The following is a 14098-nucleotide window of genomic DNA, read 5'->3' as shown; positions in this document are numbered from 1 at the left end:
TCGGGGGCGCGGTCAGAGGGGGAGGCGGGAGACGGCTGTGCGGAAGGCGGCCACGGCCGCGACGATCGCCGGGTGCTCGCCGTTGCCCCTTCTGAAGGCGGCCAGCGTGCGGCGGCTCAGCGGCAGGCGGGTCAGCCGCACGCCGCCGGGCGGGTCGCTGGCCGCCAGGTGGGGCACGAGCGCGACCCCCTGGCCGGCGGCGGCGAAGGCGAGCACGGTGTCGAAGTCGTCGATGTGGTGCCGGACGAGCGGCTCGAACCCGGCCGCCTGGCAGGCCCTGATCGCCATCGTGTGGCAGAGCGTGCCGGGCTTCCCGGTGATCCACGCGTCGGCGCGGGCCTCGGCGACCGTGGGGCGGGAGGTGAGGTACATCGGCTCGGTGAACAGCGGCTCGGTCTCGATCGAGGCGTCGGTGACGGGCGGGACGAAGTCGTACTCGTGCACGAGCGCCACGTCGAGCTCACCGGCGCGCAGCGCGGCGGAGACGTCCGCCGGGTCGATCTCGGACACCATCGGGGCGAGCGCCGGATGCGCGCCGGTCAGCCCGGCGAGGGCGGGCGGCAGCAGCACGCGGGCGGCGGTGGGGAACGCGCCGATCCGCAGCGGCCCCGACGGGCCGCCCCGCGCGACGGCGAGCGCCGCCGAGGCGCGTTCCAACTCCTCCAGGACGGCCTGCGCGTGCTCGACCAGCAGGTGGCCCGCGGGCGTGAGCGTCACCGTGCGGCCGGTGCGTTCGAGCAGCGGCACACCCGCCTCCCGCTCCAGCGCGCTGAGCTGCTGGGAGACGGCCGACGGCGTGAACGTGACCGCCTCGGCGACGGCGGCGATCGTGCCGCGCCGGGCGAGCTCGCGGAGCAGGTGGAGCTTGCGCGGATCGAGCATAAGTTCATCTTAAGCTCGAACGTAGAAATCCGTGCTGGTGCTAACGGGTCGTGCTGGGCGAAGCTCGAAGCATGTCGCGAAGCATGTTGAGGGGAATCCACGTCCCGCTGGTCACGCCGTTCGACGCCGCGGGCGAGGTGGCCGTGGACACGATCGGGAAGCTCGGCCGGCAGGCGCTGGACCAGGGCGCGGCCGGTCTGGTGGCGCTGGGCACCACCGGCGAGGTGGCCGCGCTCGACCCGGACGAGCGGGCGCGGGTGATCGAGGCGTGCGTCCAGGTCTGCGGCGAGCGGCAGGCGACCCTGACCGTGGGGGTGGCCGGCAACGACACCCGCTCGATCGGCCGGGCGCTGCGCGAACTGCCTGAGGGGGTCGGGGCCGCGCTGGTGACCGTCCCGTACTTCCTGCGGCCCGGCGAGCGCGGGGTCGTCGCGCACTTCGAGGCGCTGGCCGAGGAGACGCCGGTGCCGCTGGTGATCTACCACATCCCCTACCGGACCGGGCAGGCCACCGGCGCCGCCACCCTGCGCAGGCTCGGCGCCCACCCGATGATCGCGGGGGTGAAGTACGCGGCGGGCGGCATCGACCAGGACGCCGTCGAGCTGCTCGCCGGCCTGCCCGAGGGCTTCGAGGTGCTGGGCGGGGACGACGCCTTCATCTCGCCGCTGCTCGCGCTGGGGGCCGGGGGCGGCATCCTCGCCTCCGCGCACGTGGAGACCGGGAGCTTCGTCGAACTGGCCGACGCCTGGCACGCCGGGGACGTCGTACGGGCGCGGGCGCTCGGGCACCGGCTGGCCCGGCTGTCGGCGGCGCTGTTCGCCGAGCCCAACCCGACCGTGATCAAGGGCGTGCTGCACGCCGCCGGCCTGATCCCCACGCCGGACGTGCGGCTCCCGCTGGTCCCCGCCGGGCCCGAAGCGGTGTCGCGAGCCTGGAAGGCCGTCGAGACCATGAACGCAGACCTCTGACAGCCGGAAACGCCTCCGCCGCCTGAATCACGCGGCCCCTCGCGGCGGGCTTCACCGAGCGCTGACCTCTGATGGGCGGAAGTGATCTCGCCGCCTGGGCCATGCGGCTCCTGAGCGGTCGGCGTGGGGTTCACCGAGTGCTGTGCCGGGCCCTGGGTGGGGCCCGGCTTCCTGAGGGCCGGGTGCTTGGTGGGCTTCAGCGGTCGGATTGTCGGATGGCGGTGCCGACCTCGCTCACGCGGTCGGCCAGCAGGCCGATCGCGCCCACCGCGCGGACCATCGGGTCGTCCTCCGCCCCGCCGAGCGCCCTGGCCTTGAGGAAGGCGGCCTTGATCTCCGCCCAGCGCCTCTCCTCGGCCGGGGTGCGGCGGCCACGCAGTCCGGCCAGCTTGAGCAGGTTCGCCTCGGCGTCGGAGGTGAGGGTCTGCGCCTCGCCGAGATAGTGGTCGTCGATCATCGCTTCGAGCTCGTCGTCGTTCATGGCGGGGACGATGCGTTCGGCCAGCTTGTTCATGTTGCGGTAGGAGCCCTGCAGCCGGTACGGCGGTTCGGTGCGGGCCGCGTCGGACTGGGCGGCGGAGGCGATGTACGCCTGGTTGTTGGCCAGCACCACCTCCTGGACGCGGACGAGCTTGGCCAGCACGCTGAGCATCTGGTCCAGCTCCGGCTTCGTGTACGGGTGCGTGAGCTGGTCGGCGCGGACCGTCGGGTCGCCCTTCGCGAGGCGTACGAGCAGTTCCACGTCGGAGCGGTCGCGTCCGGACAAGGGGGCGAGGACCGGGTTCGAGGTGAGCGCGTTGTCGATGTAGCTGAGTGCGAACAGCTCGTCCCGGCCCGACAGGACGTCGCCCAGGTTCCAGACGTCGGCCCGGTTGGCGAGCATGTCGGGGATGCGGAAACGCCGGCCCGACTCGGTGTACGGGTTGCCCGACATGCACACCGCGAACCGTTTGCCGCGCAGGTCGTACGTCCTGGTGCGGCCGTTCCACACGCCCTCGATGCGGCGCTGGGCGTCGCACAGCGAGATGAACTTCTGCAGCAGCTCGGGTGAGGTGTGCTGGATGTCGTCCAGGTAGAGCAGGGTGTTGTTGCCCGTCTCCAGCGCGAACGAGATCTTCTCCACCTCCTGCCTGGCGGTCGCGTCGGGCGCGTCCGCCGGGTCGAGTGAGGTGACCTCGTGGCCCAGGGCGGGGCCGTTGACCTTGACGAAGACCAGGCCGAGGCGGCTGGCCACGTACTCCATGAGGGTCGTCTTGCCGTAGCCGGGCGGGGAGATGAGCAGGAGCAGGCCCATCTGGTCCGTGCGCTTGCCCGATCCCGCCGCGCCGAGCTGCTTGGCCAGGTTGTCGCCGATCAGCGGCAGGTACACCTCGTCGAGGAGGCGGTTGCGGACGAAGGCGCTCATCACCTTCGGCTTGTACTCGTCGAGGCGCAGGCGGCGGCGTTCGGCCTCGACCAGTTCGCCCCTGCGGCGCTGGTAGGCCCGGTAGGCGGGGACGCGCTCCTTTGCGAAGTGGCGGGCCCGGGGGAGGAGCTCGTCGAGGCGGACCTCCAGCTTGCGGTCCTTGACGCGCGGGTGGGAGCCGAGGAGGCCGTCAACGGTCTGCGTGGTGGCGGCGGCGGAGTCGTGGCGAGGCAGGTCGCCGCAGAGCTGTACGGCGATGGCCTCGTCCACCTCCGGGCCCTGGTGGTAGGCGGTCAGCCAGGCGCGGGCCACCTGGAGGCGTTCGGGGAGGGGGAGGCCGGCGAGGTCTTCCTCGAACTCGCGGGTCCTGTCGGGGCCCAGGGTGCGGTGGAATCCGTCGAGGAGGTCGCGGGCGGCCTTGCCGGTCACGAACCCCACGGGCGCGGTGCCCAGCTCCTCGACGAGGTACTCACCGGCGAGCCCGGCCACCGCGCTCACCGCCCTGGCGCTGAGACCGGTACTCGGGGCCGCCTCGTCGCCGGTGTTCGTGCCAGGACTGAGGGCCGCTCCGGGGTTCAGGCTTGACTGGAATGCGGTGATCAGTGCGGCCAGTTCCGCGGCCAGCGCGTCCAGGGCCGGTGCGGTGCCGAAGACGGCGCGCGCCCGCACCAGCGACACGGCCCGGGTGGCGAATGTTTTACGTGAAACCTCGTCCACCCCGAACGCCCAGAAGAGCTGCGCCGCCGCTCTGGCGTCGGCGGGGTAGCGCAGCAGCCCCGCCGCCTCCCGCAGCCGCACCAGGGTGTCGAGGATGGCCGTGGCGTCGTGGTCGTGGACCCCGCGCTCGTAGCCCTCGTCGTAGCGCTCTTCGGCGGCCCGCCGGACCAACTCCTCCAGCGGCGTCCCGGCCGTGACGGTGTCGAGGAGCGAGGCGGCCAGGTACTCGCCCCGGTAGACCTCGGCGGACTCCGAGACCAGGAGCTGGTCCCAGAACGGCCGGGTGTCGGCGAACGAGCCGGGCACGGGGGAGCGGTAGTCGGTGCCGGTGATCGCGAACGCCATCGAGCCGTCGTGCGGCACCAGCGTCAGGTCGATCGGCTGGGTGTTGACGGCGAACCGATGGTGTCCCAGGCGCAGGGTCTCGCCCCCGTCCGAGAACAGGTCGAGGCGGTCCCGCAGCGACCGTCCGGCCTCCTGCTGCGCCGACTTCACCCGGCCGTCGAGCTCCTCGGCCCGTACGGCGTCCCCCAGCCCGCGCAGCTCGACGGACGCCGAGCGCACCTTGGCCACCATGGGGTCGGTCGCGAAGTAGGTGTTGACCTCGTCCGGCGAGGACAGCAGCGCCAGCCGCCGGGTGATGCTGCCGAGGATGCGCCCGGCGGAGGTGAAGACGCGGTCCGCGCGGCGGGCGAGGTCGTCGAGCTGGGTCTGCTTGCGGGCGGAGAAGACCTCGTAGACGTCCTCCCGCTTGGCGGCGAGCTGGGCGGCGAAGTCGTCGAACTCGCCGAAGCGGGTCTCCAGGTTCTCGACCTGGAGCATCAGCCTGCCGAGCTGCTCGTCGCACTTCGCGGGGGTGTCGGCCATCGCCAGCGCGCCCGTGACGGCCTGCCCCAGCAGCGCGAACTCGGCGGCGAACGCGGCCCGCCCCTCCGTGCCGAGCAGCTCGCGCCGCCGCCCGTCCAGGACGGCTCTGGCCCGGTTCACGCCCCCGAGCACCTCGGCGATGCGGCCCAGGATCGAGGTGCGCACGGTGGCGTCGGCGATCTCCAGCGACCCGACGACCTCCGTGACCACCTCCAGCCCTTCGGCCTGTTCCGCCAGCCGGTCGGCGACGGGCGCGGCCTCGGCCACGGTGGCGATCGCGGCGGCGTCGGCGGCGAGCGTCTCGACGGCCGCCTGGTAGGCGGTGAAGGCGTCCGCGCCGGACAGGAACGTCACCGCCCGCGTCCCGGCCGAGGCCAGCTCCTCCGTCACGGAGCCGGACAGCGCGGTCAGGGCGTCCAGGTCGATGTGGCGGACCTCGCGCAGCGTCACCAGGTGTCCCTGGGCGCGGCGCAGCGTGGCCAGCAGGGTGACCCAGGCGTCCGCGGTGGCCGGGTCGCCGGCTCTGGCGCGGCGGACGAGCTGGGTGGTCTCCTCGGTGGCCGCGGCGAGGGTGCCGGCGGCCTGGCGGGTGAGCTGCTCGACGTGCTCGTACTCGTCGAGCACCTGCTCGGCGGTGGCGCGTACGTCGGCGAGCGGTTCGAGCAGGCCGTGCTCGGCGAGCCAGTGGTAGGAGTCGGCCGCCCGCGTGCAGGCGGCGATGAGGCCCTCGAACGTGCCGGCCGACGGCGCCATCTCCTCGACCATGCGCGAGACGGACAGGCAGTCGGACACGCCGCGGACCAGTTCGGCGTTGCCGATGCGCTCCAGCGGTCCGGTGCCGGCGGGCTGTGCGGCGGCGTAGGTGTCCGACACGTACGGGGTCTGCCACACCTGCATCGGGTGCACCCGGGTCGGCTCCTCGGAGGTGGCGCGGAAGACCACCATCGTGCCGTCGTCGAACAGCGAGTAGCCGTGGCAGACGATGGGGTTGGCCACCTCCTTCCTGATCACGTTGTACGGCAGCAGCAGCGAGCGCCCGTCGCCCCTGGCGTGGAAGACGTACAGGACGTCCTCGCCGTTGGGGGAGCGGACCACCCGCTCGAACTCCAGGTCCGTCACGTCCGTGTCGAACGTCTTGTTGACCCCGGTGGCCAGGTAGTAGCCGCCGGGGAAGATGAGCCCCTGGTCCTCGGGCAGCCGCTGGCACGCCTGGCCGATGCCGTCCAGGCGGACGACGGACCTGGTGCGGGTGTTGAAGATCAGGTGCCGCCGGTCGCTCTCCTTGTACGGCCGGATCCGCATGAGGATCAGCGGCCCCACGCGGGCGTACTCGACGTCGGCGTCGGCCAGGCTCTGGAGCGGCTCGGTGACCGGCTCGGAGTAGATGCCGGCCCCGGTCTCGGTGTTGTCCTCGATCTTGATGGTGAGGTCGCCGCCGACGGTCTCGACGAACACCTCGCCGCCGATGGCGATGTGCGGGTGGCGGCCGAGTACGTGGTCGTCGCGGGTGGTGGCGATCCATTCGAAGTCGTGGGACGGGGGGAAGACGTGGTCCCGCTCTCCCCTGTTGTCCTGATATTTCGGGACTCCGCCGTTGTCGACCGTCCAGCGCAGCACCCGCGTGTCCGCCGGCCCCGTCCGGAACACCGCCAGCAGCTTGCCCTCGACCCGCCTGAGCTGCTGCAGCCGGGTCTCCTTGTAGTACCGGTACAGCTCGGCGAAGTCCTTACGGAACGCCGGGTCGTCCAGCGTCGCCTGCCTGCCGGCCTCGAAGCGGAAGGAGTCGCCGTCCCTGGAGAAGCGGTGCACCGCGAACACGTCCGCCACCGCCGTCTCCGGCTTGAGCCCGATGAAGACGTTGTAGCCGAAGAGCATCACGTCACCGAGCGAGACGATGTCCCGGGGGACGCAGTTGTTCTCGGTCCGGATCCGCTCGGTGCCCAGCAGACGCAGCTCCGCCCCGCCGAAGACCTTCAGCCGCTCCTCGTTGAGCGCCTCGGCCGCGGCCGTGAGAGTCCGCGACTGGGCCTGGAGGCGGTTACGCAGGACCTCGTACGTCCCCGCCTCCAGCTCCGTGGCCGTCATGTTCACCTGGCCCCGGCCAGCGCCGCCACCGGCGAGTCGGCCACGCCGAGCCGGCGGGCGGTCTCCAGCAGCTCACCGAGCGCCGTCGCCTGCGGGCCGCCGTCCTGGATGAGCCGCAGGAGCAGGGCGGAGACGGTCAGGTTCTTGAGGTCTTCCGTGCGCACGCCGCCGACCACGTTCGCGAGGTCGGTCGCCAGGTTCGCGGTGCCGTTGACGTACGGCGCGACGAGCGCCCCCGCGACCTCCGAGTGGCCGACGAAGCTGTCCACCACCTTGCCCGCCGTGATCGAGCCGACCAGCCGGTCGAAGAACATCGTGTCGCCGCCGACGATATCGATGTCGGCCTTGGCCAGCCCGGCCGCCAGCACGCTGGCCTGCGACTCGGCGACCTGCCGGCTGACGTCGATGTGCTTGAGCCGGATCTCCTTGTCGGCCTCCAGACGCAGGCGGTACTCCTCGTGCGCCCGGCTCGCCTCGTCCAGCGCGGCCATCGCGGCGGCCTTCTCCGTGAGACCCTCGGCCTCGGCCTTGAGCTTCTCGCCCACCGCGGTGGCGCTGGCCAGCGCCATGGCCTGCTCGCCCGCGGCGCGCGCCTTGAGCCGGTCGCCCTCGATCAGCGCCATGGCCCTGGCGCCCTCGGCCTCGGCGGTCAGGCGCTCCTTCAGCACCAGCGCCTCGGCGCGGCCGACCTTCTCGATGGCCTCGGCGTCGCGCTCCCTGACCTGCACCTGCGCCAGCCCGGCGGCGGCGGACTCGGCCTGGACGCCCTCCGCCAGCCGGATCTTGGCACGGGCGTCGAGGTCGGCGGCCTGCTGACGGGCCTCGGCGAGCACGAGCTCCTCGCGGGCCCTGAACTTGGAGGCGGTCTCCGCGGCCTCGGCCGCCTTGATGTCCTTGACCAGGTTCTCCTGGGCCTCGGCCTCGGCGGCGATGATCACCTGCTGGCGGGTGCGCTCGGCCTCCTCGACCACGCGCAGCCGCTTGATGGACTCCTCCTGCTCGGCCACGGTCTTGTCGACCGCGATGCGCTCGCGGATGACCTCGGCGATCGACCGCTTCTCGGTCTCGACCTCCCGGTCCTTGGCGATGCGCGACAGCTCGGTCTCCCGCTCGCGGGCGATGACCTCCAGCACGCGGTCCTTCTCGATGCGCTCGGTCTCGATGGCGATCACGCGCTCGCGGTTCTTCTCGGCGACGGCGATCTCGCGGGCCCGGTTCTCGTTCTGCACCCCGAGGTGCTCGTCGGTCTTCATGTGCGCGGCCTGGGCGCGCAGCCGCTCCTCGGCCTGCACGCGGGCGACCTCCGCCTCCTCGCGGGCCTTGACGGTCTCGATCTCGCGGCGCTGCTTCAGCTCGGCGTCGGCCTGGCGGCGCTCGAGTTCGAGGATGGCCTCGCGGGCGTCCACGTTCTGGCGGGTGATCTCCTTCTCCTCGTTGCGCTGGAACTCGTTCGTGCGCACGTGCTCGATCGCCGTCAGCTCGGTGATCTTGCGGATGCCCTGCGCGTCGAGGATGTTGCTCTTGTCGAGCTGCTGGAGCGAGGTCTGCTCCAGGTAGTCGATGGCGGCGTCCTCGAGGCTGTAGCCGTTCAGGTCGGTGCCGATGAGCCGGACGATCTCGTCGCGGAACTCGTCCCGCTTGGTGTAGAGGTCGACGAAGTCGAGGTGCTTGCCGGCGGTCTTGAGCGCCTCGGAGAACTTCGCGTTGAACAGTTCCTGCAAGGTGGTCTCGTCGCTGGCGCGGGCGGTGCCGATGGCCTGGGCGACCTTGATGACGTCCTCGGCGGTCTTGTTCACGCGGACGAAGAACGTGATCCTGATGTCGGCCCTGATGTTGTCCCGGCAGATCAGCCCCTCGCGGCCGGTCCGCGCGATCTCGATGGTCTTGACCGAGATGTCCATGATCTCGGCCTTGTGGACCACCGGGAGCACCACGGCTCCGGTGAACGTCACGTCCACCTTGTTGACCTTGGACACGATCAGCGCCTTGCCCTGTTCGACCTTGCGGAAAAGGCGGCCGATGACGGCGACAAGGCCGATGATGATGACCAGGATGACGGCCAGGAATATCCCGAAGCCGGTGGAGATGACGTCCATCACTGCTCGCTTTCGTACGGCATGACCCAGAAGAATTCGCCGTCTGCGTCGTATTCGAAGATCAAGGCGTTGTCGCCGCGGACGAGGCGGTCCTGGCCGGTCGTGCGAACCTGCACGACCGCGGACGAGCCGTCGGCGGCGGTGACCTCGGCCTGGCCGAAGTCGGGGGTGGCGGTGCCGGTGCGGATCACGCACATCCGGCCGACGAAGTCGCCGCGCGAGCTCCGGTCCCCTTGGGGGAACAGCCGGCGCAGCGGCGTCAGCAGGGCACGAACGGCCAGCCAGGCCAGGACGGCGGCGGCGAACGGCACGGCGATCAGCGCTCCGCCCGGCACGATCACGCCGCCGATCAGGCTGAGCAGCCAGGCGAGCGCGACGAGCAGCGACAGCGTGACCCCCGCTGGGACTCCCCCGAGGCCCAGGTACGTGGCGTCGTCATCCAGCTCGAAGAGGCCGGTGATGACGGTCAGCCAATAGACGGCGACCACCACGAGAAGGAAAGTGAAAATGACAGTCGGAAAGCTCAATGCATTGTCGAAGAACTTGCTCATCCCGCCTCGGTACTACCTGTCCCCCAGTGCTGTCCTATCGGACTATATCCATATAAAGCACGACTAAAGGAAAAAGTTCCCGATGGCAGTTGACCTCAAGCGGGGTTGAGGTAGCAGGCTGGCCGGCATGACCGAACTGATGAGAGCAGCGGCGTTCGCCGAGCCCGGTGGCCCCGAAGTGTTGAAGGTGATGGAACTGCCGGCGCCCCAGGCGGGCCCGGGACAGGTACGCGTGCGGGTCAGGGCGGCCGGGGTGCAGCCGTTCGACGTGGCCGTCCGGACGGGATGGCTGCCGCCGTACATGGACGAGACGGACTACCCGCGCATCCCGGGCAACGAGTTCGCGGGCGTGGTGGACCAGGTGGGCGCGGACGTGACCGGGATCGCCCCCGGGACGGACGTGCTCGGGTTCACCGCGCTGAACAGCTACGCCGAGTACGTCGTCGTGCCCGCCGCCAACGTGACCGCCAAGCCCTCCGCCGTGCCGTGGGAGGTGGCCGGCGGGCTGACCGCCGGCGTGCAGACGGCCGAACTGGCCATCGACGGGATGGGCCTGACCGACGGCGAGACGCTGCTCGTGCACGCCGCGGCCGGCTCGGTCGGCACGGCGGCCGTGCAGATCGCCAGGAGGCGCGGGGCCACCGTCATCGGCACCGCCCGCGAGGTCAACCACGACTACCTGCGCCGTCTGGGCGCCATCCCCGTCGTGTACGGCGAGGGGCTGGCCGACCGGGTGCGCGCGCTCGCGCCGGACGGCGTGCACGCCGCGCTCGACGGGGCCGGCGGGGACGCGCTGGAGGTCTCGATCGAGCTGGTGCCCGACCGCGCCCGCGTCGTCACGCTGGTCGAGCACGCGGCGGCCGAGCGGCTCGGCGCGAGCGTCGTCCAGGGGCAGCGTTCGGCCGAGCGCCTCGGACGTTACGCCAGGCTGTACGCCGAAGGGGCCTTCGCGTGGCCGGTGCGCCGGGCCTACCGGCTGGAGGAGGCCGCCGACGCGCACCGGGAGGTCGAGGGCCGCCACGGCCAGGGCAAGGTCGTCATCACCATCTAGCGCGTACGGCCTCCGCGACCCGCACGTGGACGTCGTCGAGCACGAGGCAGCCGTCTTTGACGTCCCACAGGCAGTTCTGCAGGACCCGGCCGAGCGTCCAGCCGGCCGCCCGCCGCGGGTCGAGGCCGAGCGTGTCCACCATGAGGTCGAAGCGCCGCAGCACCGCGCGCGGCACGTCGCCGGTCGCGAGCACCTCGTCCCACCGGTTCCACAGCGCGGGCAGCAGCTCGAAGCCCGGGTCGCCCGCGAGCGGCTTCGGATCGATGGCCAGCCACGGCTCGCGCGCCCCCGCCAGCACGTTGTCGTAGTGCAGGTCCCAGTGCAGCAGCCGGTCGCCGGGCTCGGGGACGAGTTCGGCGACCGCGCCCGCGCACCAGCGCAGCCAGTAACGGTCGCGCTCGCCGTACACCGTCGCGACGGCGCCGTCCACGTCGTCCAGCATGCGGCGGGCGATGTCGCCGAGCCGGCGCAGCCCTTCGGGGGCGGGATGGGCCGACAGCCGGCGCAGCCGGTCGGCCAGCAGGCCGAGGGCCCGCGTGACATCGGGCACGGACGACAACGACCGGTCGGGAGCCAGCCGCTCCAGCAGCATGGTCCCGGTCGCGGGGTCGGCCTCCAGCAGCAGCACCGAGCCGTCGCCCGCCCACGTGCGCAGCGCCAGGGCCTCGCCGGCGGTCTCGTCGGTCACGGGCTGGAGCTTGAGCGCGGCCGGGGTGCCGTCGGACCGCAGGACGGGCAGCACCAGGGCGACGATCCCGTGGCTCGGCTCGCCGTCGAGCCGCAGGTCCCACTCGTCGAGGTAACGCTCGGCCAGCGCGGGCAGGGCGGCGTTCCAGGAGCGCCCGGCGTCTTGGTCGTACTTGAGGTGTGATTCGGTCAGCGTCTCCGGCACCTTGATCCGCATGACCCCAGTCTGCCAAGGCCCGGCGGCCCCGGGGGAACGGTCAGTAGTGCCAGGGGAACGGCGACCAGTCGGGCTCGCGCTTGTCGAGGAACGAGTCGCGCCCCTCGGCCGCCTCCTCGGTCATGTACGCCAGCCGGGTGGCCTCGCCGGCGAACACCTGCTGGCCCACCAGCCCGTCGTCGATCGCGTTGAAGGCGAACTTGAGCATGCGCTGCGCGGTGGGCGACTTGCCGTTGACCTTGCGTGCCCACTCCAGCGCCGTCGCCTCCAACTCGGCGTGCGGCACCACGGCGTTGACCATGCCCATGCGGTGCGCGTCGGCCGCCGTGTAGGTGTCGCCGAGGAAGAAGATCTCGCGGGCGAACTTCTGCCCGACCTGCCGGGCCAGGTAGGCCGAGCCGAACCCGCCGTCGAAGCTGGCGACGTCGGCGTCGGTCTGCTTGAAGCGGGCGTGCTCGGCGCTGGCCAGCGTGAGGTCGGCCACGACGTGCAGGCTGTGCCCGCCGCCCGCGGCCCAGCCCGGCACCACGCAGATCACGATCTTGGGCATGAAGCGGATGAGCCGCTGCACCTCCAGGATGTGCAGGCGGCCGGTGGACGGGGTGCCGTCGGCGTACTGGTAGCCGTCCTTGCCCCTGATGCGCTGGTCGCCGCCCGAGCAGAACGCCCAGCCGCCGTCCTTGGGCGAGGGGCCGTTGCCGGTCAGCAGCACGCAGCCCACGTCGGTGGTCTGCCGGGCGTGGTCGAGCGCGCGGTAGAGCTCGTCCACCGTCTGCGGCCGGAAGGCGTTACGGACCTCGGGACGGTTGACGGCCACGCGTACGGTGCCCTGGTCGAGCGCCCGGTGGTAGGTGATGTCGGTGAAGTCGAATCCCTCGACCGGCTGCCACGCCTTGGGATCGAACAGCTCGGAGACCATGGCCGAGAGCCTAATGGATGCGGCCGAGGGCCCATTGCGCCCGTTCTTCCCGGTTCCTGGCCAGGCGCGGGCCGGCCGCCGCCCGCGTCGGCGTCCTGGCCGGGATCGAGCGGGTCAGGGGACCTCGGCGCGCAGCTCCGCGAGCAGCTCGCCCTGGTCGGCCAGCATGTCGGTGAGGATGCGCCGGGCGGCGCCCAGCAGGTCGGCCAGCTCGGGCGTGGCCAGGGTGTAGACCACGGTGCTGCCCTCGCGGATCGCGCTCACGATCCCCGCTCTGCGCAGGACCGCGAGTTGCTGGGAGAGGCTCGACGCCTCGATGTCGATCTGGGCCAGTAGATCCCTGACGGGCAGTGGCCCTTCCTGCAGTAGCTCCAACACTCGGATGCGAGCGGGGTGGCCGAGCGTTCGGAAGAAGTCGGCCTTGGCCTGGTAGACCTCCACGTGCATATTGTCAGCGTAATCCAGTGCAGTTGCATAATTCTTCAAGTCGCTATGTTGTCGGATAGCATGACAGCGGGGACTAGGGAGTTGCCATGGGCCGAGGAAGAGCCAAGGCGAAGCAGACAAAGGTCGCTCGCCAGTTGAAGTACGCCAACCACAACATCGACTACGACCGGCTCCGCGAAGAGCTGGGCGTCGACCCGGGGAGCGAGGAGATGCACCCTCCTGTGCCGTCCGATCAGGAGCCCGAGCACGGGCGTTGACGCGGGCCGGCTTCGCGGGGGCGAGGGTGGCGTTCTCCGGCCGCCCGGCCTCCGGCGCCTGACCCCGGCGCCGTGAGTTCCAGGCGGCGCAGCATCTCGGTCTCGCGAGCGATGGCGCGTACGCGCGAGCAGCGCCCCCCGGCCGCATCCAGGCCCGGGTGGCGATCGGTCCGGTACCCGCCGGGCGGGCGGCAGCGGCGGGGCACGGCGTACGGGTGAGGTGTACAGGCCGGCGTACCGTCCGGCCGCGATCCCCGATCGTGCGGCCACGGGCGCACCCTCCAGTGGCCATCGGGGGGCAAAGGTCCGCGGGTGTCAGGAATGTCATCGTCAGGTCTGGGCAGATCCCCCGACGACGAGGAGATCGAGACATGCGCGTAGGAATCGTGGGTTCCGGAAGGCTGGGCTCGCCGCTCGGCCGGCTGTTCGCCGCGGCGGGCCACGACGTGTTCTTCAGCGACGCCGACCCTGCCCGCGCGCTCGCCGCCGCCCGCGCCGCCGAGGGCCGGGCGCGGGGCGGCGAACCCGGCCAGGCCGCGCGGTTCGGCGACGTCGTGGTGTTGGCGGTGGGCTGGGAGGCGTTCCCGGTGGTGGTGGCGGAGCTGGACGGCACGCTCGCGGGCAAGATCGTCGTGGACCCGAGCAACCCGATCGCCGAACGCGACGGCGCGGCCGTGGTGGTGGCCGTCCCCGACAGGCTGACCAGCCCGCAGTACCAGCAGCACGTGCTGGGCTCGGAGGTGCGCCTCGTGCGCACGTTCAACACCAAGTACCCCAACGAGCTGCTGGAGCTCGGCACCGCCGGGCAGCGCGGCGGCGCGCGGGCCGACATGCCCTACTGGGGCGACGACGACGAGGCCAAGAAGGCCGTGCTGCCGCTCATCGAGGACGCCGGGTTCACCGCCATCGACGGAGGCGGGCTCTCCGAGGCGCTGTGAGCGCTCTCCTG

General features: G+C 71.7%; 11 protein-coding genes. 4 read left to right on the top strand and 7 right to left on the bottom strand.

What is annotated here, in order from left to right:
- Positions 1 to 12: 12 nt before the first annotated feature.
- On the bottom strand, positions 13 to 882 hold the full coding sequence (locus FAF44_RS02585) for a LysR family transcriptional regulator (RefSeq protein ID WP_237101336.1): 870 nt from the start codon (positions 880 to 882) through the stop codon (positions 13 to 15).
- Between the two features lie 83 nt (positions 883 to 965).
- On the opposite strand from FAF44_RS02585, the gene FAF44_RS02580 reads away from it, so the two are divergent.
- Positions 966 to 1850 (top strand): 4-hydroxy-tetrahydrodipicolinate synthase, encoded by an 885-nt coding sequence (locus tag FAF44_RS02580; protein WP_237101335.1) that lies wholly within the window; start codon positions 966 to 968, stop codon positions 1848 to 1850.
- Positions 1851 to 2046: 196 nt separating this feature from the next.
- Here the strand turns inward: FAF44_RS02580 and FAF44_RS02575 are convergent, their stop codons facing one another.
- Genes FAF44_RS02575 through FAF44_RS02565 form a run of 3 tightly spaced genes read right to left on the bottom strand, consistent with a single transcriptional unit; the run spans position 2047 to position 9571 of the window.
- Positions 2047 to 6924, bottom strand: a complete 4878-nt coding sequence (locus FAF44_RS02575; protein ID WP_237101334.1) for a DNA repair ATPase — start codon at positions 6922 to 6924, stop codon at positions 2047 to 2049.
- A gap of 2 nt (positions 6925 to 6926) precedes the next feature.
- On the bottom strand, positions 6927 to 9020 hold the full coding sequence (locus tag FAF44_RS02570; RefSeq protein WP_237101333.1) for a flotillin family protein: 2094 nt from the start codon (positions 9018 to 9020) through the stop codon (positions 6927 to 6929).
- Entirely contained in the window at positions 9020 to 9571 is a 552-nt protein-coding gene (locus FAF44_RS02565; RefSeq protein WP_237101332.1) for a hypothetical protein, read from the bottom strand. The genes FAF44_RS02570 and FAF44_RS02565 overlap by 1 nt, the downstream gene beginning before the upstream one ends.
- Positions 9572 to 9698: 127 nt before the next feature.
- Here FAF44_RS02565 and FAF44_RS02560 point away from each other — a divergent pair, with 127 nt between their 5' ends.
- A complete protein-coding gene (locus tag FAF44_RS02560; protein ID WP_237101331.1) occupies positions 9699 to 10622 on the top strand; it encodes an NADP-dependent oxidoreductase in 924 nt (307 codons plus the stop codon).
- On the opposite strand, the gene FAF44_RS02555 is transcribed toward FAF44_RS02560, so the two are convergent.
- From FAF44_RS02555 to FAF44_RS02545, 3 genes are all read right to left on the bottom strand, one after another.
- Complete coding sequence (locus FAF44_RS02555; RefSeq protein ID WP_237101330.1) at positions 10612 to 11526, bottom strand: aminoglycoside phosphotransferase family protein; 915 nt, start codon at positions 11524 to 11526, stop codon at positions 10612 to 10614. The genes FAF44_RS02560 and FAF44_RS02555 overlap by 11 nt on opposite strands.
- A gap of 40 nt (positions 11527 to 11566) precedes the next feature.
- Positions 11567 to 12445, bottom strand: a complete 879-nt coding sequence (locus FAF44_RS02550; RefSeq protein WP_237101329.1) for a 1,4-dihydroxy-2-naphthoyl-CoA synthase — start codon at positions 12443 to 12445, stop codon at positions 11567 to 11569.
- A gap of 114 nt (positions 12446 to 12559) precedes the next feature.
- Positions 12560 to 12892 (bottom strand): helix-turn-helix transcriptional regulator, encoded by a 333-nt coding sequence (locus tag FAF44_RS02545; protein WP_237101328.1) that lies wholly within the window; start codon positions 12890 to 12892, stop codon positions 12560 to 12562.
- 86 nt (positions 12893 to 12978) lie between these two features.
- Between FAF44_RS02545 and FAF44_RS54380 the strand changes: the two genes are divergently transcribed.
- Both FAF44_RS54380 and FAF44_RS02535 read left to right on the top strand, forming a co-directional pair.
- Entirely contained in the window at positions 12979 to 13149 is a 171-nt protein-coding gene (locus FAF44_RS54380; RefSeq protein ID WP_272893972.1) for a DUF3073 domain-containing protein, read from the top strand.
- A gap of 371 nt (positions 13150 to 13520) precedes the next feature.
- Positions 13521 to 14087: an NADPH-dependent F420 reductase gene (locus tag FAF44_RS02535; RefSeq protein WP_237101327.1), complete on the top strand. Its 567-nt coding sequence runs from the start codon at positions 13521 to 13523 to the stop codon at positions 14085 to 14087.
- Positions 14088 to 14098: the final 11 nt, after the last annotated feature.

It is taken from the genome of Nonomuraea sp. MG754425 (assembly GCF_021699195.1).
Taxonomy (GTDB): Bacteria; Actinomycetota; Actinomycetes; order Streptosporangiales; family Streptosporangiaceae; genus Nonomuraea.
Note: the sequence above shows the minus strand (reverse complement) of the source record. Positions and strands in the feature narration are given on the sequence as shown.